Source organism: Serratia sp. Tan611 (assembly GCF_905188235.1).
Taxonomy (GTDB): domain Bacteria; phylum Pseudomonadota; class Gammaproteobacteria; order Enterobacterales; family Enterobacteriaceae; genus Serratia_B; species Serratia_B rhizosphaerae.
The window spans coordinates 4,617,150-4,639,819 of sequence record NZ_LR994655.1; the positions used below are offsets into that span (position 1 = coordinate 4,617,150).

Genomic DNA, 22,670 nt, shown 5'->3' on the forward strand with positions numbered 1-22,670 from the left:
ACCTTATGCATGAAACCTTTCGTCCCCTGAGCGGTGCCGGCAACCCGCATCTGCAAACCTTATTGCCGCGGCTGGTGCGCCGCCGCGTACTGCTGCAACCGCACTGGCAGCGGCTGGAACTGCCCGACGGCGATTTCGTCGATCTGGCCTGGAGCGAAGACCCCGCTAGCGCAGGCGATAAGCCCCGGGTGGTGCTGTTCCACGGCCTGGAAGGCAGCTTCTACAGCCCCTACGCCCATGGCCTGCTGCACGCCTGGCGGGAAAAAGGCTGGCTGGGCGTGGTGATGCACTTTCGCGGCTGCAGCGGCGTGCCCAACCGCAAACAGCGCATTTATCACTCCGGTGAAACGGAAGACGCGCGCTTTTTCCTGCGCTGGCTGCGGGATACCCATGGCGCAGCGCCTACCGCTGCGGTCGGCATTTCCCTCGGCGGCAATATGCTGGCCTGCTATCTGGCGCAGCAGCGGCGGGAGAGCCTGCTGGACGCCGCCGTGGTGGTCAGCGCGCCGCTGATGCTGGAGCCTTGCTCGTTACGCATGGAACAGGGGTTCTCGCGCGTTTATCAGCATTACCTGCTCGGCCAGCTCAAGCAGAACGCCACCCGCAAGCTGCTGCGCGACCCGGCGTCACTGCCGCTGAAGCTGCCGCAGCTCAAAGGGCTGCGCCGCATGCGCGACTTTGACGACGCCATTACCGCACGCATTCACGGCTTCCGCGACGCCACCGACTACTATCGGCGCTGCAGCGCGCTGCCGCTGCTGCCCGAGATTCAAACGCCGCTGCTGATCATCCACGCCAAAGACGATCCGTTTATGACCGACGCGGTGATCCCCGATCTGAGCGCTCTGCCGCCCAACATCGAGTATCAGCTGACCGAGCGCGGCGGCCACGTCGGCTTTGTCGGCGGCACGCTGCACAAACCGCAAATGTGGCTGGAACAGCGGATTCCCGCCTGGCTTACCCCTTATCTGGATAAATAACGTGATTATTCCCTGGAAAGAACTGGATGGCGACACGCTGAATAACCTGATTGAAGCCTTCGTACTGCGCGAAGGCACCGACTACGGCGAACATGAACGTTCGCTGGAGCAGAAAGTGGCCGACGTGCGCCGCCAGCTGCAAAGCGGCGAGGTGGTGCTGGTGTGGTCTGAGCTGCACGAGACCGTCAATATCATGCCGCGCGGGCAGCTGCGTGCCGGTTATCAGGAGAGGTAATCGCGTCTGCGCCCTATGACTGACGGCAAAAATCAGGTAACAATGGACATCTTGCAAACCAACTCGCGCAGCTTGCCGCTGGCAAAAACGTATCAACCACACTAAAAATTATTCTCTGATACGCGCGCTTTTTACTACGGAGTAACCCAAGTATGTCCGCCAAACATCCCGTTATCGCGGTGACCGGCTCCAGCGGCGCCGGCACCACCACCACCAGCGTGGCGTTCCGCAAAATATTCCAGCAGCTGGATATCCGCGCCGCGCAGCTGGAAGGCGACAGCTTCCACCGCTACACCCGGCCGGAAATGGACGCCGCTATCCGTAAAGCGCGCGATCTCGGCCGCCATATCAGCTACTTCGGTCCGGAGGCCAACGACTTCGGCCTGTTGGAACAAAGCTTTACCGAATACGGTAAAAACGGCAGCGGCCGCTCGCGCAAATACCTGCATACCTATGACGAAGCGGTGCCCTACAATCAGGTGCCCGGCACCTTCACCCCGTGGGAACCGCTGCCGTCGCCGACCGACGTGCTGTTCTATGAAGGCCTGCACGGCGGCGTAGTGACCGATCAGCATGACGTGGCGCGTCATGTCGATCTGCTGGTCGGGGTGGTGCCCATCGTTAACCTGGAGTGGATCCAAAAATTAATCCGCGATACCGGCGAGCGCGGCCATTCGCGCGAAGCGGTGATGGATTCGGTGGTGCGCTCGATGGAAGACTATATCAACTACATCACGCCGCAGTTTTCCCGCACCCATATCAACTTCCAGCGGGTGCCTACGGTCGACACCTCCAACCCGTTCGCCGCCAAAGCTATTCCTTCGCTGGATGAAAGTTTTGTAGTCATTCATTTCCGTGGGTTGGATCAGATCGACTTCCCCTATCTGCTGGCGATGCTGCAGGGTTCATTTATCTCGCATATCAATACGTTGGTGGTACCAGGCGGCAAAATGGGGCTGGCGATGGAGCTGATTATGGCGCCGCTGGTGCAGCGCCTGCTGGAAGGGAAAAAGATCGAATAACGGCGCCTATGCCATCAGCAAGCGCCGGATAAAGCCGACATGAGCTTCACACCGATCTGCAATACTTCCTCATCCAGTTTAAAGCGCGGGTTATGCACCCCATAGGTCGCGCCGATCTTGTCGTTGCCGCTGCCGATAAACAGAAAACAGCCCGTGCAGGAACAGCGGGTCACGCAGCCGATTGATACCCTGCCGCAGGTGCTCTATTCGCAGAGATCGCCGCCAACCGTAACGGGGCGGCGTTTGCTGGATTTGCTGCACGGCCAGTGTCAGCGCTACGCCTGGTAAACTTATTCCACCGCACGGATTTCGAAACTGTGGGTCACCGTTGCCGCCTGGCTCAGCATCAGCGATACCGAGCAGTACTTTTCAGCGGACAGGTTGACCGCACGCTCCACCACCTTGTCACTCAGCCCTTTACCGCTGACGATAAAGTGCAGATTGATCGCGGTAAAAGTGCGCGGCGGCTCATCCCGCCGCTGCGAGCTGAGTTTCACCTCACAGTCGCGCACGTCATTGCGGCCCTTTTGCAGAATCGACACCACATCGATCGCGCTGCAACCGCCCACCGACATCAGCACCATCTCCATCGGACTCGGCGCCTTTTCTCCGGCGCTACCGTCCATTAACACCTGATGGCCTGACGCGGACTCACCGAGGAAGGTCAATCCTTCCACCCATTTCACTCTTGCCTGCATACTGCTCACTCCGGTTAATTTCTTAAAATCAGACTACGCTTTCGCGCTGAAACTGGCAACGGAACCTGATGCCGGTCATGCTGAAGCGAGACAACAGAAGACACTCGCCTCACTCTATGCTACAAACAAACCGCAATAATTCTTTTTGGACACCGACTTTCAGGGATCTGCCCAAGGAAAGCATCTTAAATGAGATGTTAACAGAATGTAGCTTGCAGCACTGACGGCAAGTTAATATGCTAGGGCAATAGCGTATTTTACGGCACGCCTCAAAACCTGTTTATAGCCCGCATGCATTACCGGTTATCAACGCGTTTAACAGGGAGCTCCGATCCCTGTGTTACAAAGGCAGCGATTACAACAGAGGATAATAGCGAATGGTTCTCGGCAAACCGCAAACAGACCCGACTCTCGAATGGTTCCTGTCTCATTGCCATATCCACAAATATCCATCCAAAAGTACGCTGATTCACCAAGGTGAAAAGGCTGAAACGCTCTACTACATCGTGAAAGGCTCCGTTGCGGTGCTGATTAAAGATGAAGAAGGCAAAGAGATGATCCTGTCCTATCTCAACCAGGGGGATTTCATCGGCGAGCTTGGATTATTTGAAGAAGGCCAGGAGCGCAGCGCCTGGGTGAGAGCGAAAACCGCCTGTGAAGTAGCTGAAATTTCCTATAAGAAATTCCGTCAGCTGATCCAGGTCAACCCGGATATTCTGATGCGTCTTTCCGCGCAAATGGCCAGCCGCCTGCAGGTCACCTCAGAGAAAGTGGGGAACCTCGCCTTCCTTGACGTTACCGGCCGCATTGCGCAAACCCTGCTGAACCTGGCGAAACAACCGGACGCCATGACCCACCCTGACGGTATGCAAATTAAAATCACGCGTCAGGAAATTGGTCAAATCGTCGGTTGTTCACGCGAAACGGTCGGCCGTATCCTGAAAATGCTGGAAGATCAAAACCTGATCTCCGCGCACGGCAAAACCATTGTTGTTTATGGCACGCGTTAATTAATCAGAAAACGGCGCATTCGCGCCGTTTTTTATGCCCTATTCCCTACATGCCACCGTTCTTATCACTCCAATAACCATCCCTGCTTCCCGTTACCGCCCCCTCGGTCGAACAATAATTGACCGCAAAGAAAAAAAGTGCTTATTTATCCCTTGGTTGGATAAAAAGGACGCATCCTATGAAAGGACTTCAGGAAGTCAGAGAGAAACGAGAAGGTACGCTCCGTCTGCTGACCCAAGGGGAGATTACCCTCGCTCATGAAATGTTCGGCGGAGCTATCGCTTATAACAGGGTATGGGTTCATTGCGATAGCTACCTCCCCTTCGGTTTACAGGCGCAAAATTACGGTATGGCCCCTAACGGTGAACTGTATTTTAGAAAAAATCTTTATGAAGAAGACTTCTCAGAAATCGCCGTGCCAACAGAATCAAAACATCTCTATATCCATGAAATGGTTCATGTCTGGCAGCATCAACGGGGGATGTGGGTCAGAACAAGAGGGTTATTTAGCTGGGCCAGCGACTACACATACACTCTGCACGCCAATAAGAAACTCAAAGATTATGCAATGGAACAACAGGCCTGCATCATTGCGGACTATTGGCTTTGGCGTAAACACGGTTACAACATGTGGCTATACCAGCGTCAGGCTGTACCGGGCCGTATCGTGAACTATCGTGGTAAGGACAACAGCAGAAATATTTTCCTTGTATATCAAAAGATGGTTTCTCGTGCGCTTGCCGGAAGGGGATAATATGAAATATCGATTTTTGCTCGCTCCAGCCATGCTGCTGACGGGATGTACGCTCGGCGATCCGGGGCCTAAAATTTCACCGATGGCGGAAATAAAGGTTGTGAATAACAACATTTGTCTACTCGCTCCGGTGGCAGATGGCGAATCCATGTCAGCGTTAGAAATTCGCACCGTGGAGCCCGAAAAAAATCTGCGCAAACACTTCACGCCCCCGATATTCCTCTCATCAACCGCATGTACCCCCCTGTTTGGATATCGCTTTCAGGCCGGGCACAATTATGGCATCTTCGTGAACACAGAGCGGCGGAATGCTCAGGGAAAAGTCGTCGATGCGCGCATAATCAGAGCATCTTTCCGTCTCGGGCAAGATAAAAACGGCAAGCTGCAAGTCATAACATCAACCGAATGATGGGCAACTTCACGCATATCCCCTTCCGGTTATCAGCCCCGGTCATCGACCGGGGCCATACGTAGTTCCCACAACAGGTAATACAACGCCTACTGAGCAATAGCCCGCTTATACCGCATTCACCACATCCTGCACCGCACGTTCAAAACGCGCCATCCCCTCTTCAATATCCTGCAGCTCTACCACCAATGACGGCGCAAAGCGGATAACGTTAGGCCCGGCGTTCAGAATCATCACGCCATGCGCGGCGGCGGCGGCCAGGAAATCCCGCGCCTTATTCTGGTAAGCCGCACTCAGCTCAGCGCCGATCAACAGCCCCATACCGCGAATATCGCTGAAAATACCGTACTTGTCGGCCAGTTGCTGCAATTTCGCCACGTAGAGCGCATGACGCTGCGCGATACCGTCCAGCACCTGCGGCGTGTTGATCACGTCCAGCGCCGCCTCGGCCACCGCGCAGGCCAGCGGGTTGCCGCCGTAGGTGGTGCCGTGCGTGCCGACCTGCATGGCAGAGGCAATCTCCTCGCTGGTTAGCATCGCGCTGACCGGGAAGCCGCCGCCCAGCGCTTTAGCGGTGGTCAGAATATCCGGCGTCACGCCGTAATGCATATAGGCGAACAGCTTGCCGGTACGCCCCATGCCGCTCTGCACCTCATCAAACACCAGCAGCGCCTGGTGCTTATCGCACAGCGCGCGCACGCCCTGTAGGAACTCGGCGTCCACCGGCGTAATGCCGCCCTCGCCCTGAATCGGCTCCATCACTACCGCGCAAGTGCTGTCATCCATCACCGCCTTGACCGCCGCCAGATCGTTGTACGGCACATGCACGATATCGGCCGGTTTTGGCCCGAAGCCGTCAGAATACTTTGCCTGCCCGCCGACCGAGACGGTAAACAGCGTCCGCCCGTGGAAGGCGTTATAGAAGGCGATAATTTTGGTTTTGTACGGGCTGTGACGGGTAATGGCATAGTGGCGCGCCAGTTTGAAGGCCGCTTCGTTGGCCTCCGCGCCGGAGTTGGCGAAAAAGACCCGATCGGCAAAGGTGGCATCAATCAGTTTGCTGGCCAGACGCAGCGCCGGCTCATTGGCGAACACATTGCTGGTATGCCACAGGGTTTCACTCTGCTGCTGCAGCGCCGCCACCAACGCCGGGTGGCAGTGGCCCAACGCGGTCACGGCGATGCCGCCGGAGAAGTCGATATACTCCTTCCCTTCGCTGTCCCACACGCGGCTGCCCAATCCTTTGACCGGTACAAACTGCGCCGGTGCATAAACCGGCAAAATCACCTTATCGAACGTGCTGCGGTTCACCGCGTATTTTTCCGTCATTATTGGGTTCCACCTCAAGAGATTGGTTTTTTAATAGCGCCAGCAAAGTGACAATATAATCACAAAATATGCATAAAAAACCAATTGGGGGCAAACCAAAATCGCCAATCATGACGAAAAATTTATAACCGATTAACTTTTAAGGAAATTACTCAGCAGCACGTGCCCCTGTTCGCTAAGGATGCTCTCCGGATGGAACTGCACCCCTTCCAGCGCCAGCGTGCGGTGGCGAATCCCCATAATCTCATCGCGTACGCCGTCACGCTCGCTCCAGGCGGTAACCTCAAAACAGTCCGGCAGCGTTGCTGCGTCCAGCACCAGCGAATGGTAGCGCGTTACCGTCAGCGGATTATTCAGCCCGCGAAAGACGCCGCGGTCCGTATGGCGAATCGCCGAGGTTTTACCGTGCATCACTTCGCGCGCGCGCACCACATCGGCGCCGAATGCCTGCCCCAATGCCTGATGCCCCAGACAGACACCGAGAATCGGCAGCTTACCGGCAAAATGCGTAATGGCCGCCAGCGAAATACCGGCCTCGTTCGGCGTGCAGGGGCCGGGGGAGATCACCAGATGCTGCGGCGCCAGCCTGTCAATATCGGCCAGTTGCAGTTCATCATTGCGCTTTACCAGCACCTCGGCGCCAAGCTCGCAAAAGTATTGATAAAGGTTGTAGGTAAAAGAGTCGTAGTTATCGATCAGCAGCAGCATGGCGGTTCAACGGCCTATGATTTGGGGAGTAATTTCCTGGTACAACAAGACGGCAACCGCCTCAGCCCGGGAGCTTACCGCAGTAAGCCGCCGGGGTGAAGGCGGTTGCCGATGCATTACGCGAAGAAAAGATTACTTTTTACGGCCGCCCATAATCGAACCCAGCACGCCGCGCAGGATCTGCTTGCTCAAATCACGTGCCATGCTCTTGGCGGCGGTTTGTACAATGCCGTCGCGCTTGCCGCCGCGCGGGCCGGTGGAACCGAACAGCAGCTCATTCAGGCTGCCCATCAGGCCGCCGCCGCTTTGTTGCTGGCCGGCCTGCGGCGTGGCTTTATCCACCGCTTGCGCATCCTCGCCCACGGTGGCGAAGCCTTCGGACGACAGCTTCTCATAGGCCGATTCGCGGTCCACCATCTCTTCATAGCGGCCGTACAGCGGCGATTTATTGATGGCGCTGTTCAGCCCTTCCGCCCCCAGCATGCCCATTTTGGACTCCGGCGCGATCACCATCGCACGCTCCACCACGTTGGGCCGTCCTTTCTCATCGAGGAACGACACCAGCGCCTCCCCGACGCCCAGCTCGCCAATCACCGTTTCCGCATCAAAATCCGGGTTGGCGCGCATGGTCTGCGCCGCGGCCTTCACCGCCTTCTGGTCGCGCGGCGTAAAGGCGCGCAGCGCATGCTGAACGCGGTTGCCCAGTTGGCCAAGCACGCTGTCCGGAATATCCAGCGGGTTTTGCGTCACAAAATAGACGCCGACGCCTTTGGAACGGATCAGGCGCACCACCTGCTCAATTTTGGTCAGCAGCGCCGGCGGCGCATCGTTGAACAACAGGTGCGCCTCGTCAAAGAAGAACACCAGTTTCGGCTGTTCCGGGTCGCCCACTTCCGGCAGTTGCTCAAACAGCTCCGCCAGCAGCCACAGCAGAAATACCGAATAGAGTTTCGGCTGGTTAATCAGCTTATCGGCCGCCAGCAGATTGATCATGCCATGGCCGTTGGCATCGGTCTTCATCAGATCGTTGATGTCGAGCATCGGCTCGCCGAAGAACAGGTTGGCGCCCTGCTCCTCCAGCGTCAGCAGGCCGCGCTGGATGGCGCCGACCGACGCACTGGAGATATTGCCGTACTGGGTTTTGAACTGTTTGGCGTTGTCGCCGACGTACTGCACCATCGCGCGCAGATCTTTCATATCCAGCAGCAGCAGCGCATTGTCGTCAGCAATTTTAAACACCAGCTGCAGCACGCCGCTTTGCACCTCGTTCAGATCCAGCAGGCGCGCCAGCAGCAGCGGGCCGAGATCGGACACCGTGGCGCGGATCGGATGCCCCTTCTCGCCGTAAATATCCCACGGGATAATGGTGCTGGCCTGCGGCTGCCAGTCGGTCACGCCAATCGCCGTCAGCCGTGCCTGCAGTTTTTCATTCGGCACCGCCTCGGTGCCAATCCCCGACAGGTCGCCCTTCACGTCCGATAAAAACACCGGCACGCCGATGCGTGAGAACTGTTCGGCCATTTTTTGCAACGTCACGGTCTTACCGGTACCGGTCGCACCGGTAATCAGGCCGTGGCGGTTGGCCAGGGCGGGCAGAATCGCCAGATCCTGAACGGGTTTACCGTCTTTCATCGCCTTGGCGATAATCCGTGCTTCACTCATTTGCTGTTCCTTTGATGACGCTAACGCGGCGCAGATGCGCCTGTGATGCCATAAAGCTATAAGCGCGACGGAAGCCCGTCAAGCGCTTAGCCGCGCAGCCCCAGCTGTTCTTTCAGCGATTTCAGGTAGCGGCGGCTGACCGGCACCGCATCGCCGACCGGCATAATCATCTCCGCGGCACCGCCTTCTTCAAAACGAATTTCCCGCACCTGCTCCAGATTCACCAGATACTGGCGGTGGCAGCGCACCAGCGGCGTGCGGCTCTCCAGCGTGCGCAGCGTCAGTTCGGTAAAGCACTCCATGCCGTCGTTACGCACCACATACACGCCGCTGGCGCGCGAGCGGATGGCGATCACCTCGTCAAAACGCAGCAGATAAATCCGGCTGTGGCCGGCGCAGGGGATATATTTCAAATAGCCGGCGCTTTCCGGCAGCGCGGCAACATCCTGCGCCGTATGACGCTGCTGCAGACGCTGCAGGGTCTTCTGCAGCCGCTGCGGCTCCGCTGGCTTCAGCAGGTAGTCAAAGGCGTGCTCCTCAAACGCCTGCAGCGCATACTCATCGTACGCGGTGAGGAATACAATATGCGGCATCCGGTTGGGATCGAGCATGCCGACCATCTCCAGGCCGCTGATGCGCGGCATCTGGATATCCAAAAACACCACGTCCGGCTGCAGCCGATGGATCTGGCTGATGGCCTCAATCGCATTTGCACATTCGCCGATAATGCACACCTCCGGCTCGGCGGCCAGCAGATGACGCAGGTTGTCGCGTGCCGACGGCTCATCATCAACAATTAATATATTCAGCATCAGGCGGCGCCCTCCAGTGGAACATGCAGTGTAATGCGGGTGAACGCCTCCGGTTCACAGCTGACCCGCACGCCATACTCTTCTCCGTAGCGCACGCGGATACGCCGGTCCACCAGGCTCATGCCCAGCCCGTCGCCCGGCGTTTTTTCCTGATACAGGCCGGCATTGTCCGTGACCTGCAGCAACAGGCGCCCGCCCTCGCTACGGGCGTCAATGGTGATGCGCCCGGTACCCAGCAGCTGCGAGGTGCCGTGCTTGATGGCGTTTTCCACAATCGGCTGCAGGGAAAACGCCGGCAGACGCACCGCCAGCAGGCTGTCCGGCAACGACACCACGATCTCCAGCCGATCGGCAAAGCGCGCCTGTTCAATTTGCAGATAGGCGTTAACGTGTTCGATCTCGTCCGCCAGGCTGACTTCGTCATCCGAACGCTTGAGATTCTTACGGAAGAAGGTCGACAGATACTGCACCAGTTCGCAGGCGCGCTCACCGTCGCGGCGAATCACCGCCACCAGCGTATTTAGCGCGTTAAACAGGAAATGCGGGTTTACCTGCGCATGCAGCAGCTTGATTTCCGACTGTGCCAGCAGTTGTTTGTGCCGTTCATACTGGCCGGCCATAATCTGCGCCGACAGCAGGCTGGCGATGCCTTCGCCCAGGGTGCGGTTGATGGTGCTGAACAGCTTGCTTTTCGGCTCATACAGCTTGATGGTGCCGATCACCCGCTGATTTTCGCCACGCAGCGGAATGACCAGCGTCGACCCCAGCTTGCAGTTGCCGCTGATCGAACAGCTGTAGGAGAGTTCATTGCCGTCGGCATACACCACTTCGTTATTATCGATGGCGCAGCGGGTATGGGCCGACGAGATCGGCGTGCCCGGCAGATGATGATCGTCGCCGATGCCGATAAACGCCAGCAGTTTGTCGCGATCGGTGATCGCCACCGCGCCGATACCCAGCTCCTGATAAATCACCCGCGCCGCCTTCATGCTGTTTTCCCGGTCGAACCCCTGACGCAAAATGCCTTCGGTGCGCTCGGCCAGCTTCAGGGCTTTGGAGGAAAACGCGCTGGTGTACTTTTCAAACATCGCCCGCCGGTCGCGCAGGATCTGCATAAACATCGCCGCGCCCACGGTGTTGGCAACCAGCATCGGCAACACGATATAGCCCACCAGACGCAGCGCCTCGTCAAACGGACGGGCGATGGCGAGAATAATGCCCATCTGCAGGATTTCGGCAACCAGAGTGACGCCGGCGACAAACAGCGGATTAAACAGCAGGTCGAGACGGCCGCGCCGCAGCGCCAGGCTGTGCACCAGCCCGCCGACCAGGCCTTCTGCCACGGTGGACACCGCGCAGGCCACGTCGGTCATGCCGCCGAGGGTATAGCGATGCATCCCCCCGGTCAGCCCGACCAGAAACCCGACCGATGGCCCGCCCAGCAGGCCGCCCAGCACCGCGCCGATAGCGCGCGTGTTGGCGATCGAGTCCTGAATATGCAGGCCGAAATAGGTGCCCATAATGCAGAATACCGAAAAAATCACGTAACACAGCAGCTTGTGCGGCAAGCGGATGGTGACCTGCATCAGCGGAATAAACAGCGGGGTTTTACTCAACAGATAGGCGATCACCAGATAGACGCACATCTGCTGCAACAGCAACAGCACCTGATCAAATTCGTACATCACAACAACGCACCCTGAACGAGAGGAACATCAAAACGCCGGCTATCCGGTCTGATTATCTGCGTTGATTACACCATGAGCAGGGCAGGAAAACAGTGATGCAGGCGAGGCTTCAGAGGGCGACAAACAGAAACCGGCCCCGTGCGGGGCCGGCCGGGGCGATTAAGGCATCACCTTCGCCGACAGAATCACAATCGGCTTGCTTGGTACATTTTGATAAGGACCGACGTTGCCGGTCGGTACCTGAGAAATCTTGTCGACCACTTCCATGCCCTTCACCACTTTACCGAACACCGCATAGCCAAAGTCGCGCTGGCCGTGGTCCAGGAAGGCGTTGTCCGCTACGTTCAGGAAGAACTGGCTGGTGGCGCTGTCCTTATCGGCAGTACGCGCCATGGAAATGGTGCCCCGCAGGTTGCGCAGGCCGTTATCCGCCTCATTCTTGATCGGCGCTTTGGTGCTCTTTTGCTGCATATCCGCCGTGAAGCCGCCGCCCTGAACCATAAAACCGGGGATCACGCGGTGGAACACGGTGTTGTTATAGAAACCGCTGTTCACGTAGTCAACAAAGTTTTTCGTTGATACCGGCGCTTTTTGACCATCCAGCGCCAGCTCGATATTCCCGGCGGAGGTGGTCAGCATGACGTGGGTTTCGCCTGCGGCCAGTGCGGCCGGCGCCATTGCCGTCAGGGAACACAGGGCGACAAGGGTGGTTAAGGTACGTTTGAACATGAGCGGGTCCTTTCTCTGGGAGACAAACAACGGAAAGCGCCTTGATTCTAAAGAGCCATTCTGGTGAGCGCCAGCCATTTACTTATATTTACGCTATTGCGGGAAAGTTCTCAAAACAACGCCGCCTCATCCGGGCAACCCCCGTTTTTTGCAGACGAACTCCCGAATTTTCCTGACAAGAGTATGATCGCCATGCAGATTTTTGCAAAGCCGATCACGCATTATTTGTACCAATCGGCCATTTGGCATTTTTTGCGACCTGCCTCCCGTTTTGTTTCTGTGCTCCCGTTAGGCTAGCAAATGAGAGCGCTCTCATTTGAGCGTTAAAAAAAAAAACCGACGGCAATCCCACGCTGCACCCCGGAAAACCACCGGCCGGCAGCGACGCGGCGCGCCAGATACGGGAAACCACAGGAGAGCAATGATGAAAAAGATCGTACTGTGCTGCGCCGCCGGCATGTCCACCAGCATGCTGGTCAAACGGATGCAGGCTGAAACGGAAAAACGGGCGCTGACGCTGGAGATTGTCGCCGTACCCGCCGCTGAATTTGAAAGCGCGCTGGCCGATGCCGACGTCGTGCTGCTGGGGCCGCAGGTGAAATATGAACTGGCGCGCTTTAGCCGCATCGCCGCGCCGCTCGGCAAGCCCGTCGCGGTCATCGACATGATGGATTACGGCACGCTGCGCGGCGATAAGGTGCTGGATCACGCCCTCGCCCTGATGGCCTGAACCGGCGGAGATGCCCATGAGCCTGTACGCTTCTCTGATGCGCGTCGTGGAAAACCACATCGCGCCGCTGGCCGGTCGTATCGGCAGCCAACGCCACATTATTGCCATCCGCGACGGCTTTATCTGCGCCATGCCGTTTTTAATCGTCGGCAGTATCATGCTGATCGTCGCCAATCCGCCGTTCGATGCCGACACCACCTCCGGCTTTGGCCGCGCCTGGCTGAGCTTCGCCAAAACGCACTGGAACACCATCACCATGCCGTTCTTTATGACCATGGGGCTGATGAGCGTGTTCGTGGCTATCGGCACCGCCTACAGCCTGGCCAAGCACTATGGTCTGGACGCGCTGACCGCCGGACTGCTGTCGCTGATGGCATTTCTGCTGGCGGCCGCGCCGCAGGCCGATAACAAAATGTCGCTCGATTTTCTCGGGGGTCAGGGGGTGTTCACCGCGCTGATCTGCGCCATCTGGTCGGTGGAGCTGATCCGCCTGCTGAAAAAGTACAACATCACGCTGCGTCTGCCCGAGCAGGTGCCGCCCGCCATCGCCCGCTCATTTGAGCTGCTGTATCCGGTCATCGGCATTTTACTGACGGTCTATCCGCTCAGCATTCTGCTGCAGAGCGAGTTTCACCTGCTGCTGCCGGCCGCCATTATGCACCTGTTCCAGCCGCTGATCGGCGTCGGCGATACCCTGCCCGCCATTCTGCTGATGGTGCTGATCGCCAACCTGCTGTGGTTTGCCGGTATTCACGGCGACAATATCGTTACCGGCCTGCTCAACCCGATTTTTATGACCAATCTGGCGGCCAACGCCGCGCTGGTGGCGCAGGGCGCGGCCACGACCCAGACGCTGACCGCGCCGTTCTGGTCGTTCTATGTCTGCATCGGCGGCTCCGGCTCCACGCTGGTGCTGGCGCTGTTATACCTGCGCAGCCGCTCGGTCCATCTGCGCACCATCGGCAGGCTGAGCGTGGTGCCCTCGGTGTTCAACATCAACGAACCGCTGCTGTTCGGCTCGCCGGTGGTGATGAACCCAACGCTGTTTATTCCGCTGCTGCTGGCGCCGATGGTCAATGCCGTACTGGCCTATTTCGCCCTGCACTGGGATTTTGTGGAAAAGATGGTCGCCATGGCGCCCTGGACCGCACCGGCCCCGCTCGGCGCGCTGCTCTCCGCTTCCTGGGATATTCGCGCCGCGGTACTGGTCTTGCTGCTGATGGCGCTTGATTTCGCCATCTGGCTGCCGTTCTTCAAAGTGTATGAAAAACAATTAATCACGCAGGAAATGCAGCAGGCCGACGCCGAACGCGCTGCATCTGCGGCGACAGGAGCGTAACCGTGAGTGAATTAGCTACTGACGTCAGTCAGGATTTCGAAAGCACCATTATGGAACTGCTGGTGTTCGCCGGCAGCGCCCGCAGCAGCGCGCTGATGGCGTTGCAGCAGGCGCGGACGGGCGACTTTGACGCCTCCGCCGCCCATATGGCCGAATCAAAGCAGGCCGTGACGCAGGCGCACCAGATTCAAACCCGGCTGATCGGCCTGGACGAAGGCTGCGGCAAGCTGGCCATCAACCTGATCACTGTCCACGCCCAGGACCACCTGATGAACGCGATGGTGATTCAGGATCTGGCAGACGACATGATTGAACTTTATCGCCGGCAGGCACAAACGGAGGCGCGCGGATGAATACCCTGAAAATCGCCATTATCGGCGGCGGCAGCAGCTATACGCCGGAACTGGTCGAAGGCCTGATTGAACGCATTGAGGAGCTGCCGGTCAGCGAACTGGCATTGGTCGACGTCGAGGCCGGCCGCGAGAAAGTCGAGATTATCGCCGCGCTGACCCAACGTATGTTGGCGCGACACGGGCTGGAACGGGTCACGGTCAGCGTGCATTTTGCACTGGACGACGCCATCCGCGGCGCACAGTTTGTCCTGACGCAGCTGCGGGTCGGGCAACTGCCGGCCCGCGCCGCCGACGAACGTCTGGGGCTGAAGTATCGCCTGATTGGCCAGGAGACCACCGGCGTCGGCGGTTTTGCCAAGGCGCTGCGCACCATTCCGGTGATGCTGGATATCGCGCGCAAGGTCGAACGGCTGGCGCCGGACGCCTGGATCATCAACTTCACCAACCCGGCCGGCATCGTGACCGAAGCGATCTCCCGCTACACCAAGGCGAAAATTATCGGCCTGTGCAATGTGCCGATCAGCATGCACCATATGATCGCCAACATGCTGGAAGCGCCGTTTGACGCTGTCCGGCTGCGCTTCGCCGGGCTCAACCATATGGTCTGGGTGCACCAGGTGCTGCACAGCGGCCGGGACGTCACCGCCGAGGTGATCGACAGGCTGTGCGACGGCGCGATGCTGACCATGAACAATATCAAGGAAGAGCCGTGGCCGCCGGCGTTCCTGCGCGCCGTCGGCGCCATCCCCTGCCCTTATCACCGTTACTTCTACCAGACGCAGGAGATGCTGGCGGAAGAGATGGCCGCCGCCGCCGAACGCGGCACCCGCGCCGAACAGGTGATGCAGGTGGAAAAAGAGCTGTTCGAGCTGTATGCCGACCCGCATCTGGACAGCAAACCGCAGCAGCTCAGCTTCCGCGGCGGCTCGTTCTATTCGCAGGTGGCGCTGGAGCTGATCCGGGCAATTCACAACGATCTCGGCACGCAATTAGTGGTAAACACCGCAAACCGCGGCGCTATTCATGGCCTCGCCGACGATGCTGTGATAGAAACCAACTGTATCGTCGATGCGCAGGGCGCCCATCCGCTGGCTTTCGGCCGGTTGCCGGAATCCATGCATGCGCTGACCCAACAGGTGAAGGCCTATGAGCGCCTGACCATCGAGGCCGCCGTACACGGCGATCGCCGCAGCGCGCTGCTGGCGCTGGTTACCAACCCGCTGGTCGCCAGCGCGAAAATTGCCGGGCCGCTGCTGGAAGACGTACTGCAGGCCAATAGCGCATACTTACCGCAGTTTACGCTCTGATAATCACGAAACGGCAATGAGGCAGGTCGAAGGACATGATGGTGACACTGGAAGATGTAGCCGCTGAAGCGGGCGTATCGCGCGCCACGGTGTCGCGCGTGGTGAACGGCGACAGCAATGTCAAAGCGCCCACCCGCGAGAAAGTGGAGCGGGCCATCGCCCTGCTGGGCTATACCCCCAATCCGGCGGCGCGCGCGCTGGCCTCCAGCCAAAGCAACACGCTGGGCCTGGTGACCACCTCATACCGCGGCGGTTTTTTCGGCGCGTTGATGGATTTTGTGCAGACCGAGGCGGAGTCGCACGGCAAACAGCTGCTGGTCACCCAGGGGCGTAACAGCGCCGACAATGAACTGGCGGCGATCCAGCGGCTGTTCAACCTGCGCTGCGACGGGGTGATCCTGCACGTCCGCTACTTGAGCGACGATCGGCTGCGTCAACTGGCGGCGGAACAGCGCCGCTTTGTGCTGCTCGATCGTCTGGTGCCGGGGCTGGAGGATCGCTGTGTCACCTTCGATCATCCGCAGGCCAGCCGCCTGGCAACCCAGCAGTTGATCGACGCCGGCCACCGCCGCATCGCCTGCATCAGCGGGCCGCGCCAGCGCGCCTCCAGCCGGCTGCGCATCCGGGGCTTTGAGGACGCCATGCGTGCAGCGCGTCTGGAACCGTTGGGCTGCCTGGAAGGGGCTTACGACCTGGAAAGCGGCTATCAGTGTGCCGAACGCCTGCTGCAGCGCCCTATGCTGCCCAGCGCCATCTATTGTTGTAACGAAGAGATGGCGATCGGCGCTCTGCTGGCGATCAACGAACGCCGCCTGCGCGTCCCGCAGGATATTTCGCTGGTCTGTTACGACAGCGGCGAACGCGCGCCGTTTGTCCGTCCGGCGCTGACCAGCGTGCACTTCCCGATCGTGGAGATGGCCCAGCAGGCCGCACGCCTGCTGATCGATCCTGCAACGCCGCCCGTGACCTTCGCGCCGCAGATCATCAGGCGCGATTCGATCGCCAAACTAGACACGGATCACTAATTGATTAATTAGTTTTCATTGATTGCATCAAAAATTAGTCAGCAATCATAAAATATCCCGATAGCTATGCTAGGATCCGCCCCCAGGTGGTCAGCGGACCGTTTTCTTTTTTGGCAAGCGACGTCAGATCCCGCCACCGGCATCTCAAATCCAACAGACCAATCGGGCTTATTCAATGAATAACAACAACCGCATCCGGCTTACATGGATCAGCTTCTTTTCCTATGCGCTGACCGGTGCCTTAGTGATCGTCACAGGGATGGTGATGGGAAACATTGCAGAGTACTTTAATCTGCCGGTTTCCAGCATGAGCAACACCTTTACCTTCCTGAATGCCGGCATTCTGATTTCGATCTTCCTCAATGCCTGGCTGATGGAAATTATCCCGCTGAAACGCCAACTGGTGTTCGGTTTTCTGCTGATGGTGCTGGCGGTGGTTGGCCTGATGGTCGGCAAAACCCTGACGCTGTTCTCCATCTGCATGTTTATCCTCGGGATAGTGAGCGGCATTACCATGTCGATCGGCACTTTCCTGATCACCCATATGTATTCCGGTCGCCAGCGCGGTTCGCGCCTGCTGTTTACCGATTCGTTCTTCAGCATGGCCGGGATGATCTTCCCGATCGTCGCCGCCACGCTGCTGGCGCGCCATATCGGCTGGTACTGGGTTTACGCCTGCATCGGCGTGCTGTATCTGGCAATTTTCGTGCTGGCCCTGTGTTCCGAGTTCCCGGTGCTGGGTAATAAAGGCAATGCCGACGGCGAAGCGGTCGCCAAAGAAAAATGGGGTATCGGCGTGCTGTTCCTGTCGATCGCCGCGCTGTGCTACATCCTCGGCCAGTTGGGCTTCATCCAGTGGGTGCCGGAGTACGCCACCAAATCTCTGGGGATGAACATTAGCCAGGCCGGTAAACTGGTCAGCGATTTCTGGACCTCCTACATGGTGGGGATGTGGGTATTCAGCTTTGTGCTGCGCTTCTTCGACCTGCAGCGCATCGTCACCGTGCTGGCGGCGCTGGCGACCGGCGCGATGTATATGTTCGTCAGCAGCGACGAGCCGCAGCTGCTGGGCTACTACATTATGGCCCTGGGCTTTGTTTCCAGCGCCATCTACACCACGCTGATTACCCTCGGTTCGCTGCAGACCAAGGTCTCTTCGCCGAAGCTGGTGAACTTCATCCTGACCTGCGGCACCATCGGCACCATGCTGACCTTCGTGGTCACCGGCCCGATTGTCGCCAAAGGCGGCGCGCACGCGGCGCTGACCACCGCCAACGGCCTGTACCTGGCGGTATTCGTGATGTGTCTGCTGCTGGGCTTTGTCACCAAGCACCGCAGCCACGGCCACGTGACCCACTAACCGTCGCTGCCTCCCATAAAAAAAGCACCGTTCGCCACCGGCGACGGTGCTTTTTTATCCCTGCATCCTAGCGGCGAAAATCGACCAGCTCCTCATCATCCAGGTAAATCGTCGTTTCCGCCGGCCGGGTGGCGGCGATCACGTCTCCCTGACGAATGGAGTAGCGCACCGGCGTCTGGCGCCGCACCGCGTCAAAGCCGTTTTCCGCCGGCAGAATCACCAGGTTGGCGCTGTTGCCTGCCGCCAGCCCGTAATCCTGCAGCTGCAACGTGCGGGCGCTGCGCGTGGTGATCAGTTCCAGGCCGTCGTTAATCTGGCCGTAGCCCATCAGCTGACAGACGTGCAGACCCATATGCAATACCTGCAGCATATTGGCGGTGCCGAGCGGATACCACGGGTCGAAGACGTCGTCGTGGCCGAAACAGACGTTGAGATCCGCCGCCAGCATCTCTTTCACCCGCGTGATGCCGCGCCGCTTCGGATAGTCGTCAAAGCGCCCTTGCAGATGAATATTCACCAGCGGGTTGGCGACAAAGTTGATGCCGGACAGTTTCAACAGGCGGAACAGCCGCGAGGTATAAGCGCCGTTGTAGGAATGCATCGCCGTAGTATGGCTGGCGGTCACCCGCGCGCCCATCTCCAGCTTGAGCGCCAGCGCTGCGACGGTTTCGACAAAGCGCGACTGCTCGTCATCAATCTCATCGCAGTGCACATCCACCAGCCGGTCATATTTTTGCGCCAGCGCGAAAGCCTTGTGCAGCGACTCTACGCCGTACTCGCGGGTAAATTCAAAGTGCGGAATTGCACCCACCACATCGGCCCCCAGGCGCAGCGCCTCCTCCAGCAGGGCTTCACCATTGGGATAAGAGAGGATGCCCTCCTGCGGAAATGCAACGATCTGCAGCGTCACCCAGGGCGCCGCCTCCTGCTTCACCTCCAGCATGGCGCGCAGCGCGGTCAGCGACGGATCCGACACGTCCACATGGGTACGCACGTACTGAATGCCATTGGCGATCTGCCACTTCAGCGTTTGCCAGGCGCGCTGCTTCACATCCTCGTGGCTCAGCAGCGCCTTACGCTCCGCCCAGCGTTCAATCCCCTCAAACAGCGTGCCGGACTGGTTCCAGGCCGGCTGACCGGCGGTCTGGGTGGTATCCAGATGAATATGCGGCTCGACAAACGCCGGCAGCGCCAGGCCGCCCTCGGCATCCAGCGCGTCGCTACGCCACGCCTGGCCGGCCGGCTGCGGGATCAGATGGGCGATACGCCCCTGTTCGATGCTCAGTTGCCACAGTCCTTCATGCCCGCTGAGACGCAGATTGTCGATAAACTTCAACCTTTGCTTTGCCACACTTCCCCTCCCGTTGACCGGCTGATTTTTTCATCATACTGGCACGCGCGCAGGCTGACAAAAACAGTCATCAGCCAAAATGGCGTAAATGGCGAAAAATAGTGCGACAACCATCAAACTGGCTCGATTCAGCTAAAGTTGAATGAAAACCGCAACTTATCAAATAACGATAAAAATCAGGAATATAACACCTTAGAGGTATATGGGAGTAGACTTGATTTACATCAATAAGCCGTACGGCGGGAGGAATAAGGTAAGCGCAGGAAACCAGAATTTTTGAGGCAATCATGAGCAGAGTCAAACTCGCTGTCATCGGTAACGGCATGGTCGGCCACCGCTTTATCGAAGATCTGCTGGAAAAGGCAGACCCCGACCAGTTCGACATCACCGTTTTTTGCGAAGAACCGCGTATCGCTTACGACCGCGTACACCTTTCTTCCTACTTTTCCCACCATACCGCCGAAGAGCTGTCGCTGGTACGCGAAGGTTTTTACGAGAAATCCGGCGTCAAGGTGCTGGTCGGCGAACGCGCCATTACCATCAACCGCAGCGAGAAGGTGATTCACTCCAACACCGGCCGCACGGTGTTTTACGACAAACTGATCATGGCCACCGGCTCCTACCCGTGGATCCCCCCCATCAAGGGCGCGGAAAGCCAGGATTGCTTCGTTTACCGCACCATCGAAGACCTCAACGCGATTGAAGCCTGCGCCCGCCGCAGCAAGCGCGGCGCGGTAGTCGGCGGCGGTCTGCTGGGGCTGGAAGCCGCCGGCGCGCTGAAAAGCCTGGGCATCGAAACCCATGTGATCGAATTCGCGCCGGTGCTGATGGCCGAACAGCTCGATCCGATGGGCGGCGATCAACTGCGCCGCAAGATCGAACGCATGGGTGTACAGGTGCACACCGGCAAAAACACCCGCGAGATCGTCAACGGCGGTCAGCAGGCGCGTAAAACCATGCAGTTTGCCGACGGCAGCGAGCTGGAAGTCGACTTTATCGTCTTCTCCACCGGCATCCGCGCACAGGACAAGCTGGCGCACCAGTGCGGGCTGGCTACCGCGCGCCGCGGCGGCATCGTGATCAACGATCAATGCCAGACGTCCGACCCGGATGTCTACGCCATCGGCGAATGCGCCTCCTGGCAGGAGCGCACCTTTGGCCTGGTGGCACCGGGCTACAAAATGGCACAGGTAACCGCCGACCATCTGCTGGGGCGCGACAACACCTTCCTCGGCGCGGATATGAGCGCCAAGCTGAAACTGCTGGGGGTGGACGTGGGCGGCATCGGCGATGCACACGCCCGCACAGAAGGCGCCCGCAGCTACGTATATCTGGACGAAAGCAAAGAGGTGTATAAACGCCTGGTGGTCAGCGCCGATAATAAAACCCTGCTGGGCGCAGTACTGGTCGGCGACACCAGCGATTACGGCAATCTGCTGCAGCTGGCGCTGAACGGCATCGAACTGCCGGAGAACCCGGACAGCCTGATCCTGCCGGCGCACGCCGGCAGCAAACCGGCCATCGGCGTGGACGCCCTGCCGGAAAGCGCACAAATCTGCTCCTGCTTTGACGTCAGCAAAGGCGATATCATCAAAGCAGTAAGCATGGGATGCCATACCGTCGCCGCCATCAAGGCGGAAACCAAGGCTGGCACCGGCTGCGGCGGCTGTATTCCGCTGATTACCCAGGTGCTGAACGCCGAGCTCAGCAAACAGGGCATCGAGGTTAACCACCACCTGTGCGAACACTTCGCCTACTCGCGCCAGGAGCTGTACCACCTGATCCGCGTTGAAGACATCAAATCCTTTGATGAGCTGCTGGCGAAATACGGCAAAGGCTACGGCTGCGAAGTGTGCAAGCCGACCGTCGGTTCGCTACTGGCCTCCTGCTGGAATGAGTACGTCCTCAAACCGCAACACACCCCGCTGCAGGATACCAACGACAACTTCCTCGGCAACATCCAGAAAGACGGCACCTACTCGGTGATCCCGCGCTCCGCCGGTGGCGAGATTACGCCGGAAGGCCTGCGGGCCATCGGTGAGATCGCCGGCGAGTACAACCTCTACACCAAGATCACCGGTTCGCAGCGTATCGGCATGTTCGGCGCGCAGAAAAACGATCTGCCGGCCATCTGGGAGAAACTGATCGCCGCCGGCTTCGAAACCGGTCACGCCTACGCCAAGGCGCTGCGCATGGCGAAAACCTGCGTCGGCAGCACCTGGTGCCGCTACGGCGTCGGCGACAGCGTCGGCTTCGGCGTCGAGCTGGAAAACCGCTACAAAGGCATCCGCACGCCGCACAAAATGAAGTTCGGCGTCTCCGGCTGTACCCGCGAATGCGCCGAAGCGCAGGGTAAGGACGTCGGCATTATCGCCACCGAAAACGGCTGGAACCTGTATGTCTGCGGCAACGGCGGCATGAAGCCGCGCCACGCCGACCTGCTGGCGGCCGACCTCGACCGCGATACGCTGGTGCGCTATCTGGACCGCTTTATGATGTTCTACATCCGCACCGCCGACAAACTGCAGCGTACCTCGCTGTGGCTGGAAAGCCTGGAAGGCGGCATCGACTACCTGCGCCAGGTGATTATCGACGACAAACTGGGCATCAACGCGCAGCTGGAAGCGGAAATTCTGCGCCTGCGCGACGCGGTGGTCTGCGAATGGAGCGAAACCGTTGCGCATCCGGAGCTGCAGGTGCGCTTCGCCCACTTTATCAACAGCAGCCTGCGCGACCCGAACGTTCAGATGGTCGCCGAACGTGACCAGCACCGCCCGGCCCGTCCGGACGAGCGCATCCCCGTCACCGTACTGGAAACCGAGGAGAACAACGCATGAGCCCGTGGATCACCGTCTGTCCCGTCGCCGATATCCTGCCCGGCACCGGCGTCTGCGCCCTGATTGGCGAACAGCAGGTGGCGGTCTTCCGCCCCTACGCCGATGAACAGGTGTTCGCCATCAGCAATATCGACCCCTTCGCCCAGGCCAGCGTGCTGTCGCGCGGCCTGATCGCCGAACATCAGGGCGAGCTGTGGGTCGCCAGTCCGCTGAAAAAACAGCGTTTCCGCCTGCACGACGGCCGCTGTATGGAGGATGAGGCACATTCAGTGGCGCACTTCGCCAGCCGGGTGGTCGACGGCGTGGTGCAGGTGGCGGCGGCATAACAATA

General features: G+C 58.9%; 23 protein-coding genes. 15 read left to right on the top strand and 8 right to left on the bottom strand.

Annotated features, from left to right (window positions below; all coding sequences use genetic code 11):
• Window positions 1-5 precede the first annotated feature (5 nt).
• The 4 genes from TAN611_RS21845 to TAN611_RS23640 all read left to right on the top strand — a co-directional run bounded on the left by TAN611_RS21845 (window position 6) and on the right by TAN611_RS23640 (window position 2,525).
• Entirely contained in the window at window positions 6-980 is a 975-nt protein-coding gene (locus tag TAN611_RS21845; RefSeq protein ID WP_105232903.1) for a hydrolase, read from the top strand.
• Window position 981: 1 nt separating this feature from the next.
• Window positions 982-1,215, top strand: a complete 234-nt coding sequence (locus TAN611_RS21850) for a YheU family protein (RefSeq protein WP_105232904.1) — start codon at window positions 982-984, stop codon at window positions 1,213-1,215.
• Window positions 1,216-1,367: 152 nt separating this feature from the next.
• On the top strand, window positions 1,368-2,237 hold the full coding sequence (locus TAN611_RS21855; protein ID WP_105232905.1) for a phosphoribulokinase: 870 nt from the start codon (window positions 1,368-1,370) through the stop codon (window positions 2,235-2,237).
• Between the two features lie 153 nt (window positions 2,238-2,390).
• Window positions 2,391-2,525 carry a hypothetical protein gene (locus TAN611_RS23640; RefSeq protein WP_255520070.1) on the top strand — a complete coding sequence of 45 codons (135 nt, stop codon included), beginning with the start codon at window positions 2,391-2,393 and terminating at the stop codon, window positions 2,523-2,525.
• A gap of 2 nt (window positions 2,526-2,527) precedes the next feature.
• On the opposite strand, the gene TAN611_RS21860 is transcribed toward TAN611_RS23640, so the two are convergent.
• Window positions 2,528-2,935: an OsmC family protein gene (locus tag TAN611_RS21860; protein WP_105232906.1), complete on the bottom strand. Its 408-nt coding sequence runs from the start codon at window positions 2,933-2,935 to the stop codon at window positions 2,528-2,530.
• Between the two features lie 377 nt (window positions 2,936-3,312).
• Here TAN611_RS21860 and crp point away from each other — a divergent pair, with 377 nt between their 5' ends.
• The 3 genes from crp to TAN611_RS21875 all read left to right on the top strand — a co-directional run bounded on the left by crp (window position 3,313) and on the right by TAN611_RS21875 (window position 5,109).
• Entirely contained in the window at window positions 3,313-3,945 is a 633-nt protein-coding gene (crp, locus tag TAN611_RS21865; protein WP_004090925.1) for a cAMP-activated global transcriptional regulator CRP, read from the top strand.
• A gap of 179 nt (window positions 3,946-4,124) precedes the next feature.
• Window positions 4,125-4,700 (top strand): type IV secretion protein Rhs, encoded by a 576-nt coding sequence (locus TAN611_RS21870; protein ID WP_111737895.1) that lies wholly within the window; start codon window positions 4,125-4,127, stop codon window positions 4,698-4,700.
• Between the two features lies 1 nt (window position 4,701).
• Window positions 4,702-5,109 carry a putative T6SS immunity periplasmic lipoprotein gene (locus tag TAN611_RS21875; RefSeq protein WP_203066997.1) on the top strand — a complete coding sequence of 136 codons (408 nt, stop codon included), beginning with the start codon at window positions 4,702-4,704 and terminating at the stop codon, window positions 5,107-5,109.
• A 108-nt stretch (window positions 5,110-5,217) separates the two neighbouring features.
• Here the strand turns inward: TAN611_RS21875 and TAN611_RS21880 are convergent, their stop codons facing one another.
• The 6 genes from TAN611_RS21880 to ppiA form a co-directional block, all read right to left on the bottom strand.
• Complete coding sequence (locus TAN611_RS21880) at window positions 5,218-6,438, bottom strand: aspartate aminotransferase family protein (RefSeq protein ID WP_197950518.1); 1,221 nt, start codon at window positions 6,436-6,438, stop codon at window positions 5,218-5,220.
• Between the two features lie 132 nt (window positions 6,439-6,570).
• Window positions 6,571-7,146, bottom strand: coding sequence for an aminodeoxychorismate synthase component II (locus TAN611_RS21885; protein WP_105232909.1), 576 nt, complete (start codon window positions 7,144-7,146; stop codon window positions 6,571-6,573).
• A gap of 132 nt (window positions 7,147-7,278) precedes the next feature.
• Entirely contained in the window at window positions 7,279-8,808 is a 1,530-nt protein-coding gene (locus tag TAN611_RS21890) for a helicase HerA-like domain-containing protein (protein ID WP_105232910.1), read from the bottom strand.
• Window positions 8,809-8,894: 86 nt separating this feature from the next.
• Window positions 8,895-9,620: a two-component system response regulator BtsR gene (gene btsR, locus TAN611_RS21895; RefSeq protein ID WP_105232911.1), complete on the bottom strand. Its 726-nt coding sequence runs from the start codon at window positions 9,618-9,620 to the stop codon at window positions 8,895-8,897.
• Window positions 9,620-11,305: a sensor histidine kinase gene (locus tag TAN611_RS21900; RefSeq protein WP_105232912.1), complete on the bottom strand. Its 1,686-nt coding sequence runs from the start codon at window positions 11,303-11,305 to the stop codon at window positions 9,620-9,622. Before TAN611_RS21900 ends, btsR begins: the two co-directional genes overlap by 1 nt.
• 162 nt (window positions 11,306-11,467) lie before the next feature.
• Complete coding sequence (gene ppiA / locus TAN611_RS21905) at window positions 11,468-12,037, bottom strand: peptidylprolyl isomerase A (RefSeq protein WP_187043944.1); 570 nt, start codon at window positions 12,035-12,037, stop codon at window positions 11,468-11,470.
• 424 nt (window positions 12,038-12,461) lie between these two features.
• Between ppiA and TAN611_RS21910 the strand changes: the two genes are divergently transcribed.
• The 6 genes from TAN611_RS21910 to tsgA all read left to right on the top strand — a co-directional run bounded on the left by TAN611_RS21910 (window position 12,462) and on the right by tsgA (window position 18,151).
• Window positions 12,462-12,767 carry a PTS sugar transporter subunit IIB gene (locus tag TAN611_RS21910; protein WP_105232914.1) on the top strand — a complete coding sequence of 102 codons (306 nt, stop codon included), beginning with the start codon at window positions 12,462-12,464 and terminating at the stop codon, window positions 12,765-12,767.
• Window positions 12,768-12,783: 16 nt separating this feature from the next.
• A complete protein-coding gene (locus TAN611_RS21915) occupies window positions 12,784-14,106 on the top strand; it encodes a PTS sugar transporter subunit IIC (RefSeq protein ID WP_203066998.1) in 1,323 nt (440 codons plus the stop codon).
• Between the two features lie 50 nt (window positions 14,107-14,156).
• A complete protein-coding gene (locus TAN611_RS21920) occupies window positions 14,157-14,459 on the top strand; it encodes a PTS lactose/cellobiose transporter subunit IIA (RefSeq protein ID WP_187044679.1) in 303 nt (100 codons plus the stop codon).
• Complete coding sequence (locus tag TAN611_RS21925) at window positions 14,456-15,766, top strand: 6-phospho-beta-glucosidase (protein ID WP_105232916.1); 1,311 nt, start codon at window positions 14,456-14,458, stop codon at window positions 15,764-15,766. Before TAN611_RS21920 ends, TAN611_RS21925 begins: the two co-directional genes overlap by 4 nt.
• A gap of 38 nt (window positions 15,767-15,804) precedes the next feature.
• Window positions 15,805-16,791 (top strand): LacI family DNA-binding transcriptional regulator, encoded by a 987-nt coding sequence (locus tag TAN611_RS21930; RefSeq protein WP_105233542.1) that lies wholly within the window; start codon window positions 15,805-15,807, stop codon window positions 16,789-16,791.
• 175 nt (window positions 16,792-16,966) lie between these two features.
• Window positions 16,967-18,151 carry an MFS transporter TsgA gene (tsgA, locus tag TAN611_RS21935; protein WP_105232917.1) on the top strand — a complete coding sequence of 395 codons (1,185 nt, stop codon included), beginning with the start codon at window positions 16,967-16,969 and terminating at the stop codon, window positions 18,149-18,151.
• 67 nt (window positions 18,152-18,218) lie between these two features.
• On the opposite strand, the gene TAN611_RS21940 is transcribed toward tsgA, so the two are convergent.
• On the bottom strand, window positions 18,219-19,487 hold the full coding sequence (locus TAN611_RS21940; RefSeq protein ID WP_370576266.1) for a cytosine deaminase: 1,269 nt from the start codon (window positions 19,485-19,487) through the stop codon (window positions 18,219-18,221).
• A gap of 302 nt (window positions 19,488-19,789) precedes the next feature.
• On the opposite strand from TAN611_RS21940, the gene nirB reads away from it, so the two are divergent.
• Window positions 19,790-22,339, top strand: a complete 2,550-nt coding sequence (gene nirB / locus TAN611_RS21945; RefSeq protein ID WP_203066999.1) for a nitrite reductase large subunit NirB — start codon at window positions 19,790-19,792, stop codon at window positions 22,337-22,339.
• Window positions 22,336-22,665 (top strand): nitrite reductase small subunit NirD, encoded by a 330-nt coding sequence (gene nirD, locus TAN611_RS21950; protein WP_105232920.1) that lies wholly within the window; start codon window positions 22,336-22,338, stop codon window positions 22,663-22,665. Before nirB ends, nirD begins: the two co-directional genes overlap by 4 nt.
• Window positions 22,666-22,670: the final 5 nt, after the last annotated feature.

Bases quoted from the DNA above. Each gene is read 5' to 3' on its own strand.
- TAN611_RS21925 (WP_105232916.1), top strand. From the start codon at position 14,456: ATGAATACCCTGAAAATCGCCATTATCGGCGGCGGCAGCAGCTATACG.
- TAN611_RS21910 (WP_105232914.1), top strand. From the start codon at position 12,462: ATGAAAAAGATCGTACTGTGCTGCGCCGCCGGCATGTCCACCAGCATG.
- TAN611_RS21930 (WP_105233542.1), top strand. From the start codon at position 15,805: ATGGTGACACTGGAAGATGTAGCCGCTGAAGCGGGCGTATCGCGCGCC.
- nirB (WP_203066999.1), top strand. From the start codon at position 19,790: ATGAGCAGAGTCAAACTCGCTGTCATCGGTAACGGCATGGTCGGCCAC.
- TAN611_RS21900 (WP_105232912.1), bottom strand. From the start codon at position 11,305: ATGTACGAATTTGATCAGGTGCTGTTGCTGTTGCAGCAGATGTGCGTC.
- tsgA (WP_105232917.1), top strand. From the start codon at position 16,967: ATGAATAACAACAACCGCATCCGGCTTACATGGATCAGCTTCTTTTCC.
- TAN611_RS21915 (WP_203066998.1), top strand. From the start codon at position 12,784: ATGAGCCTGTACGCTTCTCTGATGCGCGTCGTGGAAAACCACATCGCG.
- TAN611_RS21860 (WP_105232906.1), bottom strand. From the start codon at position 2,935: ATGCAGGCAAGAGTGAAATGGGTGGAAGGATTGACCTTCCTCGGTGAG.
- TAN611_RS21920 (WP_187044679.1), top strand. From the start codon at position 14,157: ATGGAACTGCTGGTGTTCGCCGGCAGCGCCCGCAGCAGCGCGCTGATG.
- TAN611_RS21880 (WP_197950518.1), bottom strand. From the start codon at position 6,438: ATGACGGAAAAATACGCGGTGAACCGCAGCACGTTCGATAAGGTGATT.
- TAN611_RS21875 (WP_203066997.1), top strand. From the start codon at position 4,702: ATGAAATATCGATTTTTGCTCGCTCCAGCCATGCTGCTGACGGGATGT.
- btsR (WP_105232911.1), bottom strand. From the start codon at position 9,620: ATGCTGAATATATTAATTGTTGATGATGAGCCGTCGGCACGCGACAAC.
- TAN611_RS21870 (WP_111737895.1), top strand. From the start codon at position 4,125: ATGAAAGGACTTCAGGAAGTCAGAGAGAAACGAGAAGGTACGCTCCGT.
- crp (WP_004090925.1), top strand. From the start codon at position 3,313: ATGGTTCTCGGCAAACCGCAAACAGACCCGACTCTCGAATGGTTCCTG.
- TAN611_RS21845 (WP_105232903.1), top strand. From the start codon at position 6: ATGCATGAAACCTTTCGTCCCCTGAGCGGTGCCGGCAACCCGCATCTG.
- TAN611_RS21855 (WP_105232905.1), top strand. From the start codon at position 1,368: ATGTCCGCCAAACATCCCGTTATCGCGGTGACCGGCTCCAGCGGCGCC.
- ppiA (WP_187043944.1), bottom strand. From the start codon at position 12,037: ATGTTCAAACGTACCTTAACCACCCTTGTCGCCCTGTGTTCCCTGACG.
- TAN611_RS21890 (WP_105232910.1), bottom strand. From the start codon at position 8,808: ATGAGTGAAGCACGGATTATCGCCAAGGCGATGAAAGACGGTAAACCC.
- TAN611_RS21885 (WP_105232909.1), bottom strand. From the start codon at position 7,146: ATGCTGCTGCTGATCGATAACTACGACTCTTTTACCTACAACCTTTAT.
- nirD (WP_105232920.1), top strand. From the start codon at position 22,336: ATGAGCCCGTGGATCACCGTCTGTCCCGTCGCCGATATCCTGCCCGGC.